This window comes from Pseudomonas citri (assembly GCF_025336485.1).
GTDB classification, from domain to species: Bacteria; Pseudomonadota; Gammaproteobacteria; order Pseudomonadales; family Pseudomonadaceae; genus Aquipseudomonas; species Aquipseudomonas citri.
In genome coordinates, this window is sequence record NZ_JAODAB010000027.1 from 1 (window position 1) to 18,548 (window position 18,548).

The 18,548-nt window shown below is 62.2% G+C and carries 13 protein-coding genes; all 13 read right to left on the reverse strand.

The genetic code is table 11. The annotated features are described in order from the left end of the window. Positions 1 to 470 precede the first annotated feature (470 nt). Positions 471 to 3,041, reverse strand: coding sequence for a glucans biosynthesis glucosyltransferase MdoH (gene mdoH, locus N4Q37_RS23040; RefSeq protein ID WP_260961968.1), 2,571 nt, complete (start codon positions 3,039 to 3,041; stop codon positions 471 to 473). Then, a complete protein-coding gene (locus N4Q37_RS23045) occupies positions 3,034 to 4,770 on the reverse strand; it encodes a glucan biosynthesis protein G (RefSeq protein WP_260961970.1) in 1,737 nt (578 codons plus the stop codon). The genes mdoH and N4Q37_RS23045 overlap by 8 nt, the downstream gene beginning before the upstream one ends. Positions 4,771 to 5,120: 350 nt before the next feature. Then, the gene (gene dtd / locus N4Q37_RS23050; RefSeq protein WP_260961972.1) at positions 5,121 to 5,558 is read right to left on the reverse strand and encodes a D-aminoacyl-tRNA deacylase; all 438 of its coding nucleotides are present in this window, start codon (positions 5,556 to 5,558) and stop codon (positions 5,121 to 5,123) included. Next, on the reverse strand, positions 5,555 to 6,526 hold the full coding sequence (pip, locus tag N4Q37_RS23055) for a prolyl aminopeptidase (RefSeq protein WP_260961974.1): 972 nt from the start codon (positions 6,524 to 6,526) through the stop codon (positions 5,555 to 5,557). Before pip ends, dtd begins: the two co-directional genes overlap by 4 nt. Before the next feature lie 187 nt (positions 6,527 to 6,713). Continuing rightward, a complete protein-coding gene (gene hutG / locus N4Q37_RS23060; RefSeq protein ID WP_260961975.1) occupies positions 6,714 to 7,517 on the reverse strand; it encodes an N-formylglutamate deformylase in 804 nt (267 codons plus the stop codon). 11 nt (positions 7,518 to 7,528) lie between these two features. Then, positions 7,529 to 8,731 (reverse strand): imidazolonepropionase, encoded by a 1,203-nt coding sequence (hutI, locus tag N4Q37_RS23065; protein WP_260961977.1) that lies wholly within the window; start codon positions 8,729 to 8,731, stop codon positions 7,529 to 7,531. A 106-nt stretch (positions 8,732 to 8,837) separates the two neighbouring features. Continuing rightward, a complete protein-coding gene (gene hutH / locus N4Q37_RS23070) occupies positions 8,838 to 10,370 on the reverse strand; it encodes a histidine ammonia-lyase (protein WP_260961978.1) in 1,533 nt (510 codons plus the stop codon). Positions 10,371 to 10,498: 128 nt separating this feature from the next. Further along, complete coding sequence (hutH, locus tag N4Q37_RS23075) at positions 10,499 to 12,022, reverse strand: histidine ammonia-lyase (protein ID WP_260961980.1); 1,524 nt, start codon at positions 12,020 to 12,022, stop codon at positions 10,499 to 10,501. Between the two features lie 98 nt (positions 12,023 to 12,120). Beyond that, positions 12,121 to 12,951 carry a quaternary amine ABC transporter ATP-binding protein gene (locus N4Q37_RS23080; protein ID WP_260961983.1) on the reverse strand — a complete coding sequence of 277 codons (831 nt, stop codon included), beginning with the start codon at positions 12,949 to 12,951 and terminating at the stop codon, positions 12,121 to 12,123. Further along, positions 12,948 to 13,799 carry an ABC transporter permease gene (locus N4Q37_RS23085; RefSeq protein ID WP_260961984.1) on the reverse strand — a complete coding sequence of 284 codons (852 nt, stop codon included), beginning with the start codon at positions 13,797 to 13,799 and terminating at the stop codon, positions 12,948 to 12,950. Before N4Q37_RS23085 ends, N4Q37_RS23080 begins: the two co-directional genes overlap by 4 nt. A 71-nt stretch (positions 13,800 to 13,870) precedes the next feature. Further along, positions 13,871 to 14,839, reverse strand: a complete 969-nt coding sequence (locus N4Q37_RS23090) for an ABC transporter substrate-binding protein (RefSeq protein ID WP_260961986.1) — start codon at positions 14,837 to 14,839, stop codon at positions 13,871 to 13,873. A 70-nt stretch (positions 14,840 to 14,909) separates the two neighbouring features. Further along, positions 14,910 to 16,382: a purine-cytosine permease family protein gene (locus tag N4Q37_RS23095; RefSeq protein WP_260961989.1), complete on the reverse strand. Its 1,473-nt coding sequence runs from the start codon at positions 16,380 to 16,382 to the stop codon at positions 14,910 to 14,912. An 89-nt stretch (positions 16,383 to 16,471) separates the two neighbouring features. Then, on the reverse strand, positions 16,472 to 18,160 hold the full coding sequence (gene hutU / locus N4Q37_RS23100) for a urocanate hydratase (RefSeq protein WP_260961991.1): 1,689 nt from the start codon (positions 18,158 to 18,160) through the stop codon (positions 16,472 to 16,474). Positions 18,161 to 18,548: the final 388 nt, after the last annotated feature.

Below are 18,548 nucleotides of genomic sequence, written 5' to 3' on the forward strand. Positions count from 1 at the left end.
GCTCTTGCTCTTGCTCTTGCTCTTGCTCTTGCTCTTGCTCTTGCTCTTGCTCTTGCTCTTGCTCTTGCTCTTGCTCTGGCTTCTGATCTTGGCCGCCCCGTTAACCACAAGGGCCGAACGCAGGCATTGCGTAGTGGGCATCCCGGCATGGATGCCGGGATAGCCGCGCTGGGTCATGGAGGGCCCTTCGCGGCGGGCCCACGGAGCAATGCCGGAGTGAGGGAACACCTCGCCTAGGCGAGGTGCCCAGTGGTGGGGCAGAGCGTTTTGCTTACTTTTGCGCTTCTCAAAAGTAAGCCGCCGTCAGGGCGGAACCCCAAGCAGCCGTTACCGCAGCAACGGATATGCCCCGAACATCCAGACCAACAAACCGGGAGCAAGCTCCCTCACCACAGAGGTCGTAAGAAAGCTCAGAAATCACACCCAACAAAAAGCCCCGCCTCTTTGCAGAAGCGGGGCTTTTTTGCGGATCAGGCCAGCTGAGGCTGTGCACTCACCGGCTGAAGCGGTAGCAACGGCGCATGAGGATCGGCCTTGACCGATGCCCGCCAGGCCGCCAGCCACTCCGGATGCGCCTCGTTCCAGACCTGCTCATGCAGGCGCGACAGGGCCACCGGGTCGCTCAGCAATGCCAGTCGCTCGGCGTTGCTCAGCCCCGCAGGACCGGCCTTCAGGGCGTGGCGAACGCGTTCGACCCGAAGCCATTCGATCGGCTCGGCCTGGCGGTGCCGCGAGGTTGCCAGGGCGTAGGCCAAGGCGTTCTGTTGTGGATCGACCACCGCCCGGATGAAGCCGTCGTGCAGCGCGTGCCAGCGGTTTTCATGGGTGTACTGGTCCGTCGACAGCAACTCCTGCGGCGGGGCGTATTCCTCAGGGATCAGGAACAGGCTTTCGTCGCGGGATTTCAAGCCCAGGCCCACGCGACTGGAGATCACCGACACCGGGATTGACAGCATCAACGAACCCACGATCGGCACCAGCCACCACAAGAAGCTTGGGTTCAGCCAGATCACCAGCAAGGCCCAGAAGAAGCCCAGCACGGTTTGCGGACCGTGGCGCTTGACCGCTTCGCTCCAAGGCGTGGAGTCGTCGTCACGCTGCGGGGAATTCCAGGTCGCGGCCCAGCCCAGGAACGCGGCGAGCACGAAGCGGGTGTGGAAAATCATCCGCACCGGCGCCAGCAGCATGGAGAACAGCATCTCCAGCAGCATCGACACCGTCACCTTGAACTTGCCACCGAACTCCTTCGCACCCTTGGCCCAGATCAGCACCACGCTCAACAGCTTGGGCAGGAACAACAGCACGATGGTGGTGGAGAACAGCGCGATGGCCTTGTCCGGATGCCATTGCGGCCACAGCGGATAAAGCTGGCGGGGTTCGAGGAAGTATTGCGGCTCCATCAGGGTGTTCACCGCCAGCAACGCGGTGGACAACACCAGGAAGAAGAACCACAACGGCGCCGACAGATAGGACATCACGCCCGTGAGGAACACCGCACGGTGCACCGGGTGCATGCCCTTGACCAGGAACAGCCGGAAGTTCATCAGGTTGCCGTGGCACCAGCGGCGGTCACGCTTGAGCTCGTCGAGCAGGTTCGGCGGCAGTTCTTCATAACTGCCCGGCAGGTCATAGGCAATCCACACGCCCCAGCCGGCGCGGCGCATCAACGCGGCTTCGACGAAGTCGTGGGACAGGATGGCGCCGGCGAATGCGCCTTTACCCGGCAGCGGCGCCAGGGCGCAGTGCTCGATGAAAGGCTTCATGCGGATGATCGCGTTGTGGCCCCAGTAGTGGGACTCACCCAACTGCCAGAAGTGCAGGCCAGCGGTAAACAACGGGCCGTACACACGCGTGGCGAACTGCTGCATGCGCGCATACAGGGTGTCCATGCCCGAGGCTTTCGGCGCGGTCTGGATGATGCCGGCGTCCGGCGTGGCTTCCATCAGGCGCACCAGGCTGGTCAGGCATTCGCCACTCATCACACTGTCGGCATCGAGTACGACCATGTACTTGTAGTCGCTGCCCCAACGACGGCAGAAGTCGTCGAGGTTGCCACTCTTGCGCTTCACACGACGACGGCGGCGGCGATAGAAGATCTTGCCAAAGCCGCCGGCCTCACGGCAGACATCCATCCAGGCCTGCTGCTCGGCGACACAGATGTCGGTTTCGTTACTGTCGCTGAGTACGAAGAAGTCGAAACGATCGAGATCACCGGTGGCAGCCACCGACTCGAAGGTCGCGCGCAAACCGGCGAATACCCGCGGCACGTCCTCGTTACAGATCGGCATCACCAGCGCGGTGCGGGCGTCCTTGGGAATCGGCTCGTTGCCGGCACTGGCACCGGAGATACGGTACTTGTCATGCCCGGTGAGCAATTCAAGGAAGCCCATCAGCGCGGTCCAGAAACCCGCCGATACCCAGCAGAACAGGATGCCGAACATGATCAGGATGCTGGTTTGCAAGGCATACGGCAGCACTTGGGTGGCCGTCTGCAACAGCGGTTGGTGCAGGACCTCGTCCAGGTCCACCAACGACCAACCCTGGTACGGCATGATGCCCTTCATGTACCAGCCCGCGACAATGGTCTGGCCCAGCATCAGGATCAACAGGATGTAGCGACGGATCGAACCGACGGTGCGCCAACGCGCATGCGGCAGCACGCGCTCATCCTTGGGCGGCTTCGGCGGGTTGGTCCGGCCGGTCAGGCGACGCCAGCCGCGCACAAGGATGTTGGTGCGCCACGGCTCCGGCACGACCTTGGTCCGACGGATCGGTGGAGTCGCTTTCAAGCGAACCCGACCGCTGGCGTCGAGCCCCAGCATCTCGGCGTCCTCGAGCTCCTCGGCGGTGCTCAAGGTCAGGCGCCGGCCGACCGAGGCCTGCGCCGCCTCGGTCGATGCGTCGAACGTCGGGGACGATAGACGCTCGTGCAGTTCGCTGAAGGACTTGCAGCCTGCCAGTTCGGCACGCTGCGCGTCGGTCATGGGCAAGTGGGCCAAATACTCGCTAAGTGTTTCTGGCTGTACGGGCGTATTACTCATCGGCAGGCAACTGATAGCTCCAGGTCTCGGTCAGGACTTGTTCAGTCGCTTCCGGTTCCTGCTGGGTTGGGGTTGCTTCAACGGCGGCAGACGCCGCCTTGACAGCCTTGGCTTCTTCTTTCGCTTTGTCTTTCGCTTGTTCTTTCACGCTCTGCTGCGCGACCTTGTCAGCCTTGGCCAGGGTGGTGGTGACGCTGTGGGCCGAAGCAGGCGCTTCGACAGGCATCAACGGACGAATCAGCGCCGCGCGCATTTCAGTGGACTGCTTGGCGTCCTTGATCTTGAGTCGCAGAGTCAGGCGCCAGCCCTTGGTTTCCGGGTTGTAGCGCACATTATTCTCGACGATCTCGGCGTTTTCGCCGACGCTCACCTGGCTACGCACATCGGCGTCTTCCGGCAGGTCTTGCAGCGACGGGCCTTCGAAATCCACCAGGTAAGCCACGCTGCCGTCCGGCTGGCGAATCAGGTTGGACTGCTTCACGTCACCCGTGGAACGCAAGGTCTGCTTGACCCAGGCGCTGTCCGGCGAGTGCAGGCTGGCTTCGTCGAGGGTCCAGTGCAGGCGGTAGCTGAAATCCAGCGGCTGGCCTGGCTCAGGCAGTTTTTCCGGGCTCCAGAACGCAACGATGTTGTCGTTGGTTTCGTCGGCGGTCGGAATCTCCACCAGGTCGACGGTGCCCTTGCCCCAATCGCCTTTCGGCTCGATCCAGGCACTTGGACGTTTTTCGTAGCGGTCGTCCAGGTCTTCGTAGTGACTGAAATCACGACCCCGTTGCAACAGGCCGAAACCCCGTGGGTTTTCCACCGAGAAATTGCTCACAGCCAGGTGTTTCGGGTTGTTCAGCGGACGCCAGATCCACTCGCCGTTGCCGGCGTGGATCGACAGGCCACTGGAATCGTGCAGTTCACGCCGGTAGTTCAACACCTTGGAAGGCTGGTTGGCACCGAACAGGTACATGCTGGTCAACGGGGCAACGCCGAGCTTGGTCACGCGATCGCGCAGGAACATGCGCGATTTCACATCGACCACGGTGTCGGTGCCTGGACGCAGGGTCAGGCGATAAGCACCGGTGGCACGTGGCGAATCCAGCAGGGCGAAGATCACCAGGTGCTTGTCGGTGGGTTTCGGACGCTGGATCCAGAACTCGCGAAAACGCGGGAATTCCTCACCGGACGGCAACGCGGTGTCGATGGCCATGCCACGGGCGGACAAGCCGTACACCTGCCCCTTGCCGATGACGCGGAAATAACTCGCGCCCAGCATGGTCATGATTTCGTCTTGCTTGTCGGCCTTGTTGATCGGGTACAGCACGCGGAAACCCGCGTAGCCCAACTGCTCGGTCGCCTTGGGATCGAACTGGACGTCGCCGAAATCGAAGCGTTTCGGGTCGTATTTGATTTCTTCGACGCTGGTTGCGGTGACTTCGTTGATTTTCACCGGTGTGTCGAAGTGCATGCCCTGGTGATAGAACGACAGCCGGAACGGCGTCTTCTGGTCGGCCCATTCGGCTTTTTCGGTGCGGAAACGGATTTTCTGATAATCGGCGAATTTCATTTCGCGGAATTCGTTCGGCAGATTGCTACGCGGGGCTTCGTATTTTTGCCCGGCCAGCTCTTGGGCCTTCGCCGACACATCATCCAGGCTGAATGCCCACAGTTGGCCCGCGCCAAACAGGCACAGCAGGGCCGAGCCCGCTACCAGAGCGTTTCTAAACCGTTTGGCAGACATTTTTGGTGCATTACAGGGACTAACAATCACGAGCAACCCTCGCCGAATACTGATCAAAAAACCAACGGCCAGATAAGGGATCTGCAAAGTATCGGCTTTGAAAAACCGCCCTTGCGGACCACTCTTGCCAAGTTGGCGAGCATTGTTCCGACTCCGATGGGACAAAATGATTCCCCAAACGGCCCAGGACAACTCTCTACCTAAGTCAAATGGACCAGCGAACGCTGATCCCCCGTAGCGCGCGATTATCTAGCAGGCCGCGTGACAACGCATCAGGCGCAACAAAGTATTTCTCGAGAAAACTCCCGGTTTTGCCTCGAAACAGGATGGAAAAGATGTTTCAAACACTTTCAGGCCTGTAACAGGAAGGTTACCGGGCCATCGTTGACCAGATGCACCTGCATGTCGGCGCCGAATCTACCTGATGCCACAGTGCCATGCACCTGTTTCGCTTGGTTTAGCAAATAGTTGAACAGTTCCTCTCCCAGGACGGGCGGCGCGGCCGTTGAAAAGCTCGGGCGCAAGCCACTTTTGGTATCGGCCGCCAGGGTGAACTGCGACACCAGCAGCAATCCACCGCCAACGTCTGCCAGGGACAGGTTCATCTTGCCCTCGGCGTCGCTGAAGACCCGGTAGTTAAGCAGTTTATGCAGGAGTTTGTCGGCGCTGGCCCGGGTGTCCCCGGGCTCGACGGCCACCAGCACCAGCAAGCCCTGGTCGATGGCCCCGACAATTTCACCGGCCACTTCGACCCGGGCGCCGCGAACCCGTTGCAACAGGCCCTTCATGCTTCTTCGGGCGGCAGGTTCAACAGACGCCGGGCCATTTGCCCGGCAGCGCGCACCAGTGCGTCAGTGATGCCTGGCTCAGACGCGGCGTGGCCGGCGTCGCGGATCACCTGCAGTTCGCTGTTGGGCCAGTTCTGGTGCAGTTCCCAGGCGTTGTCCAGTGGGCAGATCACGTCGTAGCGACCGTGCACGATGACACCCGGCAGATGGGCGATCTTGCCCATGTCGCGAATCAGCTGGTTGGGCTCCAGGAAAGCGTTGTTGGTGAAATAGTGGCATTCGATCCGGGCAATCGACAGTGCACGCTGCGGCTCGGAGAAGCGATCGACCACCAGGGGGTTCGGGCGCAGGGTCGCGGTGCGTCCTTCCCAGATCGACCACGCCTTGGCGGCGTGCATCTGGGCAATCTGGTCGTTACCGGTCAGGCGTTTATGGAAGGCGCCGAGCAGATCGTCGCGTTCATCCGGCGGGATCGGCGCGACGTAGTCCTGCCAGTAGTCCGGGAACAGGCGACTGGCGCCGGACTGGTAGAACCACTCGATTTCCTGCGGTCGGCAAAGAAAGATCCCACGCAGGATCAGGCCATGCACCCGCTCCGGATGGGTCTGTGCATAGGCCAGGGCCAGAGTCGAACCCCAGGAGCCGCCGAACAGTACCCACTTCTCGATACCCAGGTGTTTGCGAATCCGCTCCAGGTCTGCGACCAGGTCCCAGGTGGTGTTGTTTTCAAGGCTTGCATGGGGGGTGGAACGACCACAGCCGCGCTGGTCGAAGGTGACGATACGGTACAGGTTCGGGTCGAAATAGCAGCGGCTTTGCGCATCGCAACCGGCACCTGGACCGCCATGGATGAACACCACCGGCAGGCCTTCGGGGGAACCACTTTCATCGACATAGAGCGTGTGGGTGTCATCGACAGCCAGATCGTGCCGGGCATAGGGTTTGATCTGCGGGTACAAAGTCTGCATTGCGCGCTCCGTAAGGGGTCGAGTCATCCCTGGGGGGACTTCTATTTAGTCTGCCGTCCGGCATCATAAACCCGAATGCCCTCAATGAGCATGTCCCCTGCGCAGTCAAAGCGTGTCAGCCATGTACCGGCATAACCTGATAGCGAGAGCATCCCTCCCACAGTGATATCTGAGTGCTGCTGGCGTTCTACTTTTCGTAGGTCTCCCGGCCCCAGGCCAGCAGCCCCTCGAGCAACTCCCTGAGCACCCCCTGGGTCGACGCCGCCAGGTCCGCTCGATAGTTGAACGGTTCGAACTCCTCCATGTAGGTGCTCTGGCACAGTTCCAGTTGCACCGCATGGATATGTTCGGCCGGGTTGCCGTAGTGCCGCGTGATGTGTCCGCCCTTGAAACGTCCGTTGAGCACGTGGGTGAACTGATCGTGGCGGGCGCAGATGGCTTCGAGCTGGCGGGCCAGGACCGGATCGCAACTGGCGCCGTTGAAGGTGCCGAGGTTGAAGTCCGGCAGCTTGCCGTCGAACAGGTGCGGGATCACCGAACGAATCGAATGGGCGTCGAACAGCAAGGCATAGCCGAACTCGGCCTTGAGCCGCGCCAGCTCCTGTTGCAGGGTCTGGTGGTACGGCATCCAAACGTGTTGCAGGTACGTCGCCCGTTCCTCGGCCGATGGCTCCAACCCTTCGCGAAACAACGGCACGCCATCGAACAGCGTCGCCGGGTACAAACCGGTCGTGGCGCCGACGTACATCGGCGTGTCATCGCTCGGGCGGTTCAGGTCGACCACGAAGCGTGAGTATTCGGCGGCGAGGGTGCTGGCGCCCAGCTCTGCGGCACACTCATAGAGCCTCGGGATGTGCCAGTCGGTGTCCGGCAGGCTTTGGGCCTCGGGGATCAACCCGGCCTGGACCGCCGGGGTCAGGCGCAGGCCGGCATGAGGCATGCTGATCAACAGCGGCACGCGCCCTTGCTTGAAATTCAGGACCTTCTCCACAACCCTTCTCCTCAATCGATTTCAACGCCGTGACGCACGACGCGTTTTTCCAGTTCGCCACCGAGCCAATAAGCCAGGTCGGCTGGGCGTTCAATGTGCCAGGCGACGAAGTCCGCCACCTTGCCGGCTTCCAGCGAACCATGGGTTTGCGCCAGGCCCAAGGCCTGGGCGGCATGAATCGTCGCCCCGGCCAGGGCTTCTTCCGGCGTCATGCGCAAACAGGTGCAGGCCATGTTCAGCATCAAGCGCAACGACAAGGCCGGCGAGGTGCCGGGGTTGAGGTCGCTGGCCACGGCGATTTTCACGCCGTGCTTACGCAGGGCTTCCATGGGTGGCAACTGGGTTTCGCGCAGGAAATAAAACGCTCCCGGCAACAGCACCGCCACCGTGCCGGACTCGGCCATAGCCCGGGCGTCGTCCTCGGTCATGAACTCCAGGTGATCGGCCGACAGCGCCTGGTAACGGGCCGCCAGGCTGGAACCGTGCAGCGACGACAATTGTTCGGCGTGCAGCTTCACCGGCAGGCCCAGTCGTTGCGCGGTGATGAACACCCGCTCGACCTGCGCCGGGGAAAACGCCAGGTATTCGCAAAAGGCATCCACCGCGTCCACCAGCCCTTCGGCCGCGAGCGCCGGGAGCATCTCGGTGCAGATGTGCTCGATATAGTCATCGGCACGGTCCTTGTACTCCGGCGGCAGGGCGTGGGCGGCCAGGCACGTGCTGCGCACACTGAGCGGCAGCTCGGCACCGAGGCGGCGGATAACCCGCAGCATCTTGCGTTCGCTGGCCAGGTCCAGGCCATAGCCGGATTTGATTTCCACCGTGGTCACGCCGTCGCGCATCAGGCTTGCCAGGCGCTTGGCGGCGCTGGCGAACAGCTCGTCTTCACTGGCGGCGCGGGTGGCGCGCACGGTGCTGGCGATGCCGCCACCGGCCGCGGCGATCTCGGCGTAGCTGACCCCTTGCAGGCGCTGCTCGAATTCACCGCTGCGGTTGCCGCCGAACACGGTGTGGGTGTGGCAGTCGATCAGCCCCGGCGTGACCCAGGCTCCCTTGAGGTCGTTGACCGCCGGGTAATCACCGGTCGGCAGTTCGGCACGCGGACCGATCCACTGAATGTGCTCGCCCTCGGTGACGATGGCCGCGTCCTCGACGATCGAGTAGACGCCCTGGGCCATGGTGGCGGCGTGGCAGTTTTGCCAGAGGGTTTTCATCTCGGTTTCCTCGAATAATTCAAATCGAATCGCGAGCAAGCTCGTTCCCACCAGCATTCCTTGTGGGAGCGAGCTTACTCCGGGCGGCGTTCCGACGATGGGGCCCTTACAGGCTCGGCAACAACTTGGCGGTCACCAACTCGTTCAGGCACCGGCTGGCCAACAACTCGCTGGCGGCATTGATGTCGGGTGCAAAGAAGCGGTCCTTCTCATAGAACGGCACTTCGGCACGCAGGACGGCCCGGGCCTTTTCCAGCTTCGTGGAGGTTTTCAAGCCACCGCGCAGGTCCAGCCCCTGGCAGGCCGCGAGCCATTCCACCGCGAGGATGCCACGGGTGTTCTCGGCCATTTCCCACAGACGCTTACCGGCGGCCGGAGCCATGGAGACGTGGTCTTCCTGGTTGGCCGAGGTCGGCAGGCTGTCCACCGAGTGAGGATGGGACAAGGCCTTGTTCTCACTCGCCAAGGCAGCAGCAGTGACCTGGGCGATCATGAAGCCGGAGTTCACGCCACCATTGCCCACCAGGAACGGCGGCAGTTGCGACATGTGCTTGTCCATCATCAGCGAGATGCGGCGCTCGCTCAGGGAGCCGATCTCGGCAATCGCCAGCGCCATGTTATCGGCGGCCATCGCCACCGGCTCGGCGTGGAAGTTGCCACCGGAGATCACGTCGCCTTCGGCGGCAAACACCAGCGGGTTGTCCGACACCGCGTTCGCCTCGACCACCAGCACCTCGGCGGCCTGGCGGAACTGGGTCAGGCAGGCGCCCATCACTTGCGGCTGGCAACGCAGGGAGTACGGGTCCTGGACCTTGTCGCAGTTCTGGTGCGACGCGGAGACTTCGCTGCGCTCACCCAGCAGGTCGCGATAAGCAGCGGCGGTATCGATCTGGCCCTTCTGGCCACGGGCCGCGTGGATGCGAGCATCGAATGGCGAGCGCGAGCCGAGCACCGCTTCCACGGTCAGGCTGCCCAGGGCCAGGGCACCGGCGAACAGGTCTTCGCCTTCGAACAGGCCACGCAGGGCAAACGCGGTGGACACCTGGGTGCCGTTGAGCAGCGCCAGGCCTTCCTTGGCGGCCAGGGTCAGCGGCGCCAGGCCGGCGACTTTCAGCGCCTCGACGGCCGGCAGCCATTCGCCTTTGTAGCGAGCCTTGCCTTCGCCCAGCAGCACCAGGGACATATGGGCCAGTGGCGCCAGGTCACCGGAAGCGCCGACCGAACCCTTGAGCGGAATGTGTGGGTAGACCTCGGCATTGACCAGTGCGATCAACGCATCGATCACTTGCCGGCGAATGCCAGAGAAACCACGGCTCAGGCTGTTGACCTTGAGCACCATGATCAAACGCACCAGCGCATCGCTGATCGGCTCGCCTACGCCAGCGGCATGGGATAGCACCAGGGAGCGTTGCAGGTTTTCCAGGTCCTGGCTGGCGATACGGGTCGAGGCCAGCAGGCCGAAACCGGTGTTGATGCCGTAGGCAGTGCGGTTCTCGGCGAGGATCTGCTCCACGCAGGCAACGCTGGCCTCGATCTGCGCCGAGGCACTGGCGTCGAGCGTCAGCGTCACGGGTTGCTGATAGATATCACGCAGTTGAGCCAGGCTCAGTTGGCCGGGGATCAAGTTCAAAGCTGTCATTTCCTGCTCCTTTTGAGAGTTTTTATGTATCCGCCAGTCGCTCCGGAACGTTCCGTTATCCGTCACCCTCGCTTTTTGAGCGATGCCTTGTGGGCAAGAGGTGCCTTGGCACGCTGGCGCTTTTTTGATCAATTCAAATTCGGTAACACACTGTCCAGCACGTTCGGGTCTTTAAGGAGCCCGGCAGCGCTGGCGATGTCCGGCGCCAACCAGCGGTCCTGGTCATAGGCGGGGACACGCTGGCGCAGCAACCGCCAGGCCGCGCCGGTGCCGACACCGAAACGTTGCGTCTTGAGAAATTCAAAAGCCTGGGCCGCCAGCAGGTATTCGATGGCAAGGATCTGCGTGCAGTTTTCCAGGGCCCGGTGCAGCTTCAGGGCCGCGTTGGTGCCCATGCTCAAGTGGTCTTCCTGCAAGCCGGAGGTGACGAAGTTGTCGAGCACTGCCGGTTGCGCCAGTTGCTTGTTCTCCGCGCACAGCGAGGCGGCGACATATTGCACGATCATCATTCCCGAGTTCACCCCGGGATTGGCCACCAGAAAGGCCGGCAGGCCGCTGACGTGGGGGTTGATCAAGCGGTCGAGGCGGCGCTCGGCGATGGACCCGATCTCGGCCATGGCCACAGCCAGCAGATCCGCCGCCAGCGCCACCGATTGGCCGTGGGGATTGGCCTGGGACATGACCCGGAAATTTTCCGGCGTACCCAGCAGCAACGGGTTATCGGTGGCGGCATTGAGTTCGGTTTCGATCTGCTGGCGCGCATGGGCCAACTGATCGCGAGCGGCGCCGTGCACCTGGGGAATCGAACGAATGCTCAAGGCATCCTGGGTGCGAATGCCCAGGCTCGCGGTGATGACCTCGCTGCCTTCGAGCAAGGCGCGCAAATTAGCGCCAACCTGCTGCATGCCCGGGTGCGGCTTGAGGGCGATGATCTCGGCATCGAACGCGGCAATCTGCCCGCGCAGGGCTTCGAAGCTCATGGCACCGATCACATCGGCCCATTGCAGCAGGCGCGTCGCATCGGCCAGGGCCAGGCAACTGAGACCGGTCATGCACGGTGTGCCGTTGACCAGGCATAAGCCGTCCTTGGCCCCCAGTTGCACCGGTTGCAGCCCTTCAGCGGCCAATGCCTGCTGCGCCGAAATGATCTGCCCACGGTGGCTGACCTGTCCGACGCCCAGCAGCGCGATGCTGATGTGGGCCATGTGGGTCAGGTAACCCACCGATCCCTGGGACGGCACTTGTGGGGTGATGCCACGGTTGAGCAGCGCCAGCAGCGCTTCGACCACCCGGCGATGGATGCCGGACTTGCCCTGGCTGTAGTTGAGGATGGCAGCGCAGAGAATCGCCCGGGTCTGCTCATCGGACAGCGGCGCGCCGACGCCGCAGGCATGGCTGAGCAGCGTGTTGCGCGACAGTTGGCTGAGTTGTTCGTCCTTGAGCGAAACATTGCACAAGGCCCCCAGGCCGGTGTTGACGCCATAGGCGCGCTCGCCACTTTCGACGATGCGCTGGACGATGGCCTGGGCATTGTCGATCCGCGCCCAGGCCTCGGCCGACAGCTCCAGAGGCGCGCCGAAGCGGGCGACGGCGACCACATCCTGCCAACGCAGGGGAGCATCGGCGATTACGATTTTTTCAGCCTGGGACATCTAAAGCCTCATACCCATATTAAGTTGCCAATACCCTTGCGTCGCAGCGGGATTATCTGTGGGAGCAAGCTTTGCTCCCACAGGCTTTGTCCCCCGCCCTACACCACCGCTGCCCTGCGCTGCACGAACCGATCGACATATTCATCCGCCGGCGAATGCAGGATCTCCCGGGGCGTGCCGACCTGGATCAGCTTGCCATCCTTGAGGATCGCAATGCGGTTGCCGATGCGCACGGCCTCGTCGAGGTCGTGGGTGATGAAGACGATGGTCTTGTGCAGGGTCTTTTGCAGCTCCAGCAACTGGTCCTGCATTTCCGCGCGGATCAGCGGGTCGAGGGCGCTGAAGGCTTCGTCCATCAGGATGATGTCGGTGTCCGCCGCCAAGGCACGGGCCAGGCCGACGCGCTGGCGCATCCCACCCGAGAGCTGGTGCGGGTATTTGTTCTCGTAGCCCTTCAGGCCCACGGTGTTGATCCAGTGCAACGCCCGCTCGGCGCACACCTGCTTGCTCTCGCCGCGCACTTTCAAGCCGTAGGCGACGTTGTCCAGCACGTTCTTGTGGGGCAGCAGGCCGAAGCTCTGGAACACCATGCTGATCTTGTGCCGGCGGAATTCGCGCAGGGCGTCCATGTCCAGTTGCAGGATGTCCTCGCCGTCTACCAGGATCGCGCCGCTGGTGGGATCGATCAGCCGGTTGAAGTGGCGTACCAAGGTGGATTTGCCCGAACCGGACAAGCCCATGATCACGAAGATCTCGCCGGTGCCGATGCTCAGCGACAGGTCGTTCACACCGACCACGCAACCGGTGGCGGCCAGCACCTGGTCCTTGCTCTTGTCCTGGCGGATCAGGTCCAGGGCTTCCTGGGAGCGATTGCCGAAAATCTTGAAGACGTTCTTGACTTCGATCTTGCTGATGGCTGCGTTGTTCATTTGCTCACCTCGTGCCGAGGACGACCATAGGCCTGGGTAATGCGGTCGATGACCACGGCGAGAATCACGATGGCCAGCCCCGCTTCGAGGCCGCGTCCGACGTTGAGGGTCTGGATGCCCACCAGTACATCTTCACCCAGGCCACGGGCGCCGATCATCGAGGCGATGACCACCATCGACAGGGCCATCATGGTGGTCTGGTTGATCCCGGCCATGATGCTCGGCAGGGCCAGGGGCAGTTGCACGCCGAACAGCTGTTGCCAGCGGTTGGCGCCGAAGGCATTGATGGCTTCCATCACTTCACCGTCCACCTGGCGGATGCCCAGGTCGGTCAGGCGAATCAACGGTGGCGCGGCGTAGATCACCGTGGCGAAGATCGCCGGGACCTTGCCCAGGCCGAACAGCATCAATACCGGAATCAGGTACACGAAGCTCGGCATGGTCTGCATGATGTCCAGCAACGGCATCAGCACCGAACGCAGGCGATTGCTGCGGGCCGAGAGGATGCCCAGCGGAATGCCGATCAACACCGAGATCAGCGTCGCCACCAGCATCAGGGCGAGGGTCTGCATCAGTTTGTCCCACAGGCCCACCGCGCCCACCAGGAACAGCAGGCCGACGATCACCGCCGTCGCCACGACCTTGCGGGTCGCGTGCCAGGCGACGCCGCCGACAATGGCCAGCATCAACCACCAGGGCGCCAGGCGCAGCAGGCCTTCGAGGTTGACGATGGCCCACAGCAGGGTGTCGGAGATGTGCCGGAACACATCGCCATAGTTGGTCACCAGCGTATCGACCCAACCGTTGACCCAGTCGGCGATGGAGAAGGTAAAGCTTTCGGGAAACATAAGGGACTCTCGATCAAAGGGATGCAGTGAACATCCCGGCCAGCCCTTCGGGTTGGCCGGGGGTATTCGACCTACAGAGCCGCGTCGATTTTCTTGGCAGCGTCTTCACTCACCCAGGCGTGCCAGACTTCAGGATGTTCCTTCAGGAAAATCTTCGCCAGTTTCGGCGACTCGATTCGCTCCTTGGCCATGCGACCGAGGTTCTGGTTGAGGATATCGATGGGCAGGTTGACCTTTTCCAGCACCGTCACCAGTTCCGGGGCTTCGTCGTGGAAAGTCTTGGATAGGCCGACCTTGATGCTCACGCTTTTATCCACGCCCGGTTTTTCTTCCAGTTTCACCAGGTCCACCTGGCCCATCAGCGGCGTTGGCGACCAGTAGTAGAACAGGATCGGCTCGCCACGCTTGTAGCTCGACAGCACTGCCGCATCCAACGCTGGGCCGGTGCCCGGACGGAAGTTGGTGTAGGTTTTTTCCAAGCCGTAGCTTTTCAGCATTTCGCTGTTGTCCAGCTCGCAGGTCCAGCCGGCCGGGCAGTTGTAGAAGCGGCCCTTGGACGGCTCTTCCGGATCCTTGAACACGGCGGCGTACTGGCCCAGGTCGGCGATGTTCTTCAGGCCTGGCGCCTTGGCTTCGAGCTTGCGCTTGGCATCGCCTTCGACCACGTAGCGCGGCACGTACCAACCTTCGATGGCGCCCACCACCGGCGCGCCGACGCCCACCACCTTGCCGGCCTTCTCGGCCTTGTTCCAGACCTCGCTGCGCCCGACCCACTCTTCGGCAAACACCTGGATGTCGTTGCTGCTCAGGGCGTTCTCCATGGTGATGGAGTTGCCGGGCAGGCTGTCGGTCTTGCAGCCGTAGCCTTTCTCGAGCACCACTTGCAGGACGTCAGTCAGCAGCATGCCGCTTTCCCAGTTCAGGCCGGCAAACTTCACCGGTTTGCCCGACTCGCACCAACCCGCTGCTTGCGTGGCGCCGGCACTGGCCAGCAGGCCCATGGAAAGCAGTGCGGTCAGCAGGGTCTTGTTCGATTTCATTATGTGACGCTCCTAATCAGTTGGATTGGCTTACGGCAGTCAAGAGGCATCCTGCCCTTCCCACGTCCAATCAGGCCTGCGCCGCAGCGCGACCAGCCCCGCTTGTTATAGGTTGTACAACGTTGCTCTGCGCGACCGGCAGAATCAGGTGGTCGGGTACCGCGCCGTGCCATTTCTTCGCGCACACGTAATACAGTGCAGCGGGAAGCACCAGGCCGATGATCCAGGAAATATCCACGCCGCCCATGGCCGCCACCAGCGGACCGGTATAGAACTTGGTGGCGATGAACGGCAATTGAACCAGTACACCGAAGACATAAACGCTGATACCGAGGGTGTTCCAGCGCCCGTAGCGCCCGTTCGGATCGGCCAGCGCCGGCACGTCATAACGCTCGCGAGTGATGCAGTAGTAGTCCACCAGGTTGATCGCGCTCCAAGGCGTGAAGAACGCCAGCAAGAACAAGATGAAGGACTTGAACGCACCGAGGAACGAGTGCTGGCCGAGCAGCGCGATCAGGGTCGCAGCGCCGACGATTGCCAGCACGAAGACCAGGCGTTGCAGGCGCGTTACGTTCAGGCGACCACGAAAACCGCTGATGATGGTCGCAATGCACATGAAGCTGCCGTAGGAGTTCAACGTGGAGATGGTGACCTTGCCGAACGCGATGCTGAAGTACAGCAGCGCAGCGGTGGCACCGGCCCCCCCCAGGCCCACGATGTAGGCCACTTCGTGACCCGCGAACTGCCCATTGGCCGAGGCGGCGGCGAACACGCCGAGGATCATCGCCACCTGTGCGCCGATGACCGAACCGGCACCTGCGGCAAAGAAGGTTTTCACCGACGACGTCGCGCTCGGCAGATAGCGTGAATAGTCCGCCACGTAGGGGCCGAAGGCGATCTGCCAGGATGCCGCGAGCGACACGGCCAGCAGGAAGCTGCTCCAGCTGAAATGGCGGATTTGCAGGAGTGCGCCAACGTCTGTCTGGCCGATCAGGCGAGCGAACAGGTAAACGAAGGCGATCACGCCAATCACGCTGGCGACCCGGCCAATGAAGTGGATCACCCGGTAACCGAGCACCGTGACCAGCACGATGACACTGGCGAACATAAGGATGCCGACGCTGTCGCTGACGCCAAACAACTGGCCCAGCGCCTGGCCGGAGAGCACCGTTCCCGTCGCAGTGAAACCCAGGTACATCAGGCACACCAGGACGATCGGGATGGCCGCGCCATAAATACCGAACTGCACGCGACTGGAGATCATCTGCGGCAGGCCGAGCTTGGGGCCCTGCGCGGCATGCAGCGCCATGACACCACCGCCGAGCAGTTGGCCGATCAGCAAACCGATCAACGACCAGAACACGTCACCACCCAGCACCACCGCCAACGCACCGGTGACAATGGCGGTGATCTGCAGGTTGGCGCCCATCCAGAGGGTGAACTGGCTCAACAATCGGCCGTGTCTCTCCGCTTCCGGGATGTAGTCGATCGAGCGCTTCTCGATCAACGGCGTGCTGCTTTCGCGTGTGCTGGTGACAGCCATGGTTCAACCTCTGTGGATTGTTCTGGATTCATTTGCGCTGCTGTTTCCTTGTGGGAGCGGCGGTGCGGCGCTCCCACAAGAGTGTTGCGTTACTTGCCGGTGATCATGGGCAGATTCAGCCCCTGCTCCTTGGCGCAGTCGATGGCGATCTGGTAACCGGCATCGGCATGACGCATCACGCCAGTACCTGGATCGTTGTGCAGCACGCGGGCAATGCGTTCGGCCGCTTCATCGGTGCCGTCGCAGACGATCACCATGCCCGAATGCTGGGAGAAGCCCATGCCCACGCCACCACCGTGGTGCAACGACACCCAGGTCGCGCCGCTGGCGGTGTTGAGCAAGGCGTTGAGCAGCGGCCAATCGGAAACGGCATCGGAACCGTCCTGCATGGATTCGGTTTCACGGTTGGGGCTGGCGACGGAGCCGGAGTCCAGGTGGTCGCGACCGATGACGATCGGCGCCGACAGCTCGCCGCGGCGAACCATTTCGTTGAACGCCAGGCCCAGCTTGGCGCGCTGGCCCAGGCCGACCCAGCAGATACGCGCTGGCAAGCCTTGGAAGCTGATGCGCTCGCGAGCCATGTCCAGCCAGTTGTGCAGGTGAGCGTCGTCGGGAATCAGTTCCTTGACCTTGGCGTCGGTCTTGTAGATGTCCTGCGGGTCACCCGACAGCGCGGCCCAGCGGAACGGACCGATACCACGGCAAAACAGCGGACGGATGTAGGCCGGGACGAAGCCTGGGAAATCGAAGGCATTCTCGACGCCTTCTTCCTGGGCCATCTGGCGGATGTTGTTGCCGTAGTCGAAGGTCGGCACGCCCATTTTCTGGAAGGCCAGCATGGCTTTGACGTGAACGGCCATCGATTGCTTGGCCGCTTTCACCACCGCGGCGGGTTCGGTCTTGGCGCGGGCACGGTATTCGTCCCAGGTCCAACCGGCCGGCAGGTAACCGTTGAGCGGGTCGTGGGCGCTGGTCTGGTCGGTGACCATGTCCGGGCGCACACCGCGACGGACCAATTCCGGCAGGATCTCGGCGGCGTTGCCGCACAGTGCGATGGAAATGGCCTTGCCTTCAGCGGTGTATTTCTCGATGCGAGCCAGGGCGTCATCCAGGTCGGTGGCCTGCTCGTCGACGTAGCGGGTCTTGAGGCGGAAATCGATGCTGATCTGCTGGCATTCGATGTTCAGCGAGCAAGCGCCAGCCAGGGTCGCGGCCAATGGTTGCGCACCGCCCATGCCGCCCAGGCCGGCGGTCAGGACCCAGCGGCCCTTGAGGTTGGAATCGTAGTGCTGGCGACCGGCCTCGACGAAGGTTTCATAAGTGCCTTGCACGATGCCCTGGCTGCCGATGTAGATCCAGCTGCCGGCGGTCATCTGGCCATACATGGCCAGGCCCTTCGCATCGAGTTCGTTGAAGTGTTCCCAAGTGGCCCAGTGCGGCACCAGGTTGGAGTTGGCGATCAGCACGCGCGGGGCGTTGCTGTGGGTCTTGAACACGCCTACTGGTTTGCCGGATTGCACCAGCAAGGTTTCGTCGTCGTTCAGGTTGGTCAGGCTTTCGACGATCTTGTCGTAGCACTCCCAGTTGCGCGCCGCGCGACCGATGCCACCGTAGACCACCAGCTCCTTGGGGTTCTCGGCCACTTGTGGGTCGAGGTTGTTCATCAGCATGCGCAGCGGCGCTTCAGTCAGCCAGCTCTTGGCGGTCAGCGTGTTACCGCGAGGGGCGCGGATTTCAACGTCACGGTATTTTTCAGGTTTGCGGGTAGCGTCGGTCACAGCAAAAACTCCTCAGCGATCAATCCAGACCAGCCCGGGCAGCGGGCAGTGATTCAGTGAACGTAGCGTTGAGTACAGCCGACTCATACACATACGTCTTTACTTGTATGTACAAGCATAAGCAATCAAGCGGCCAACTTGTTGGAGGTGGTGTTCAGAAACGGCTGAGGAGTTGGCTGAAAGCCTTGTGATTTAAGGGCTGCTGAGCGGCATGAAATTTTTTAAGAGGGTTTTCGAGGGGGAAATCGGAGGGTCACAGAAGCGTGGTGTTGCGCCACGCTGGGGCATTCGGTAACAAGTTGGTGCGCAGAAGAAACAGCAGGCAGGCACCTTGTGGCGAGGGGATTTATCTGTGGGCAAGGCTTGCCCACAGGGTACTCAAGAAGCT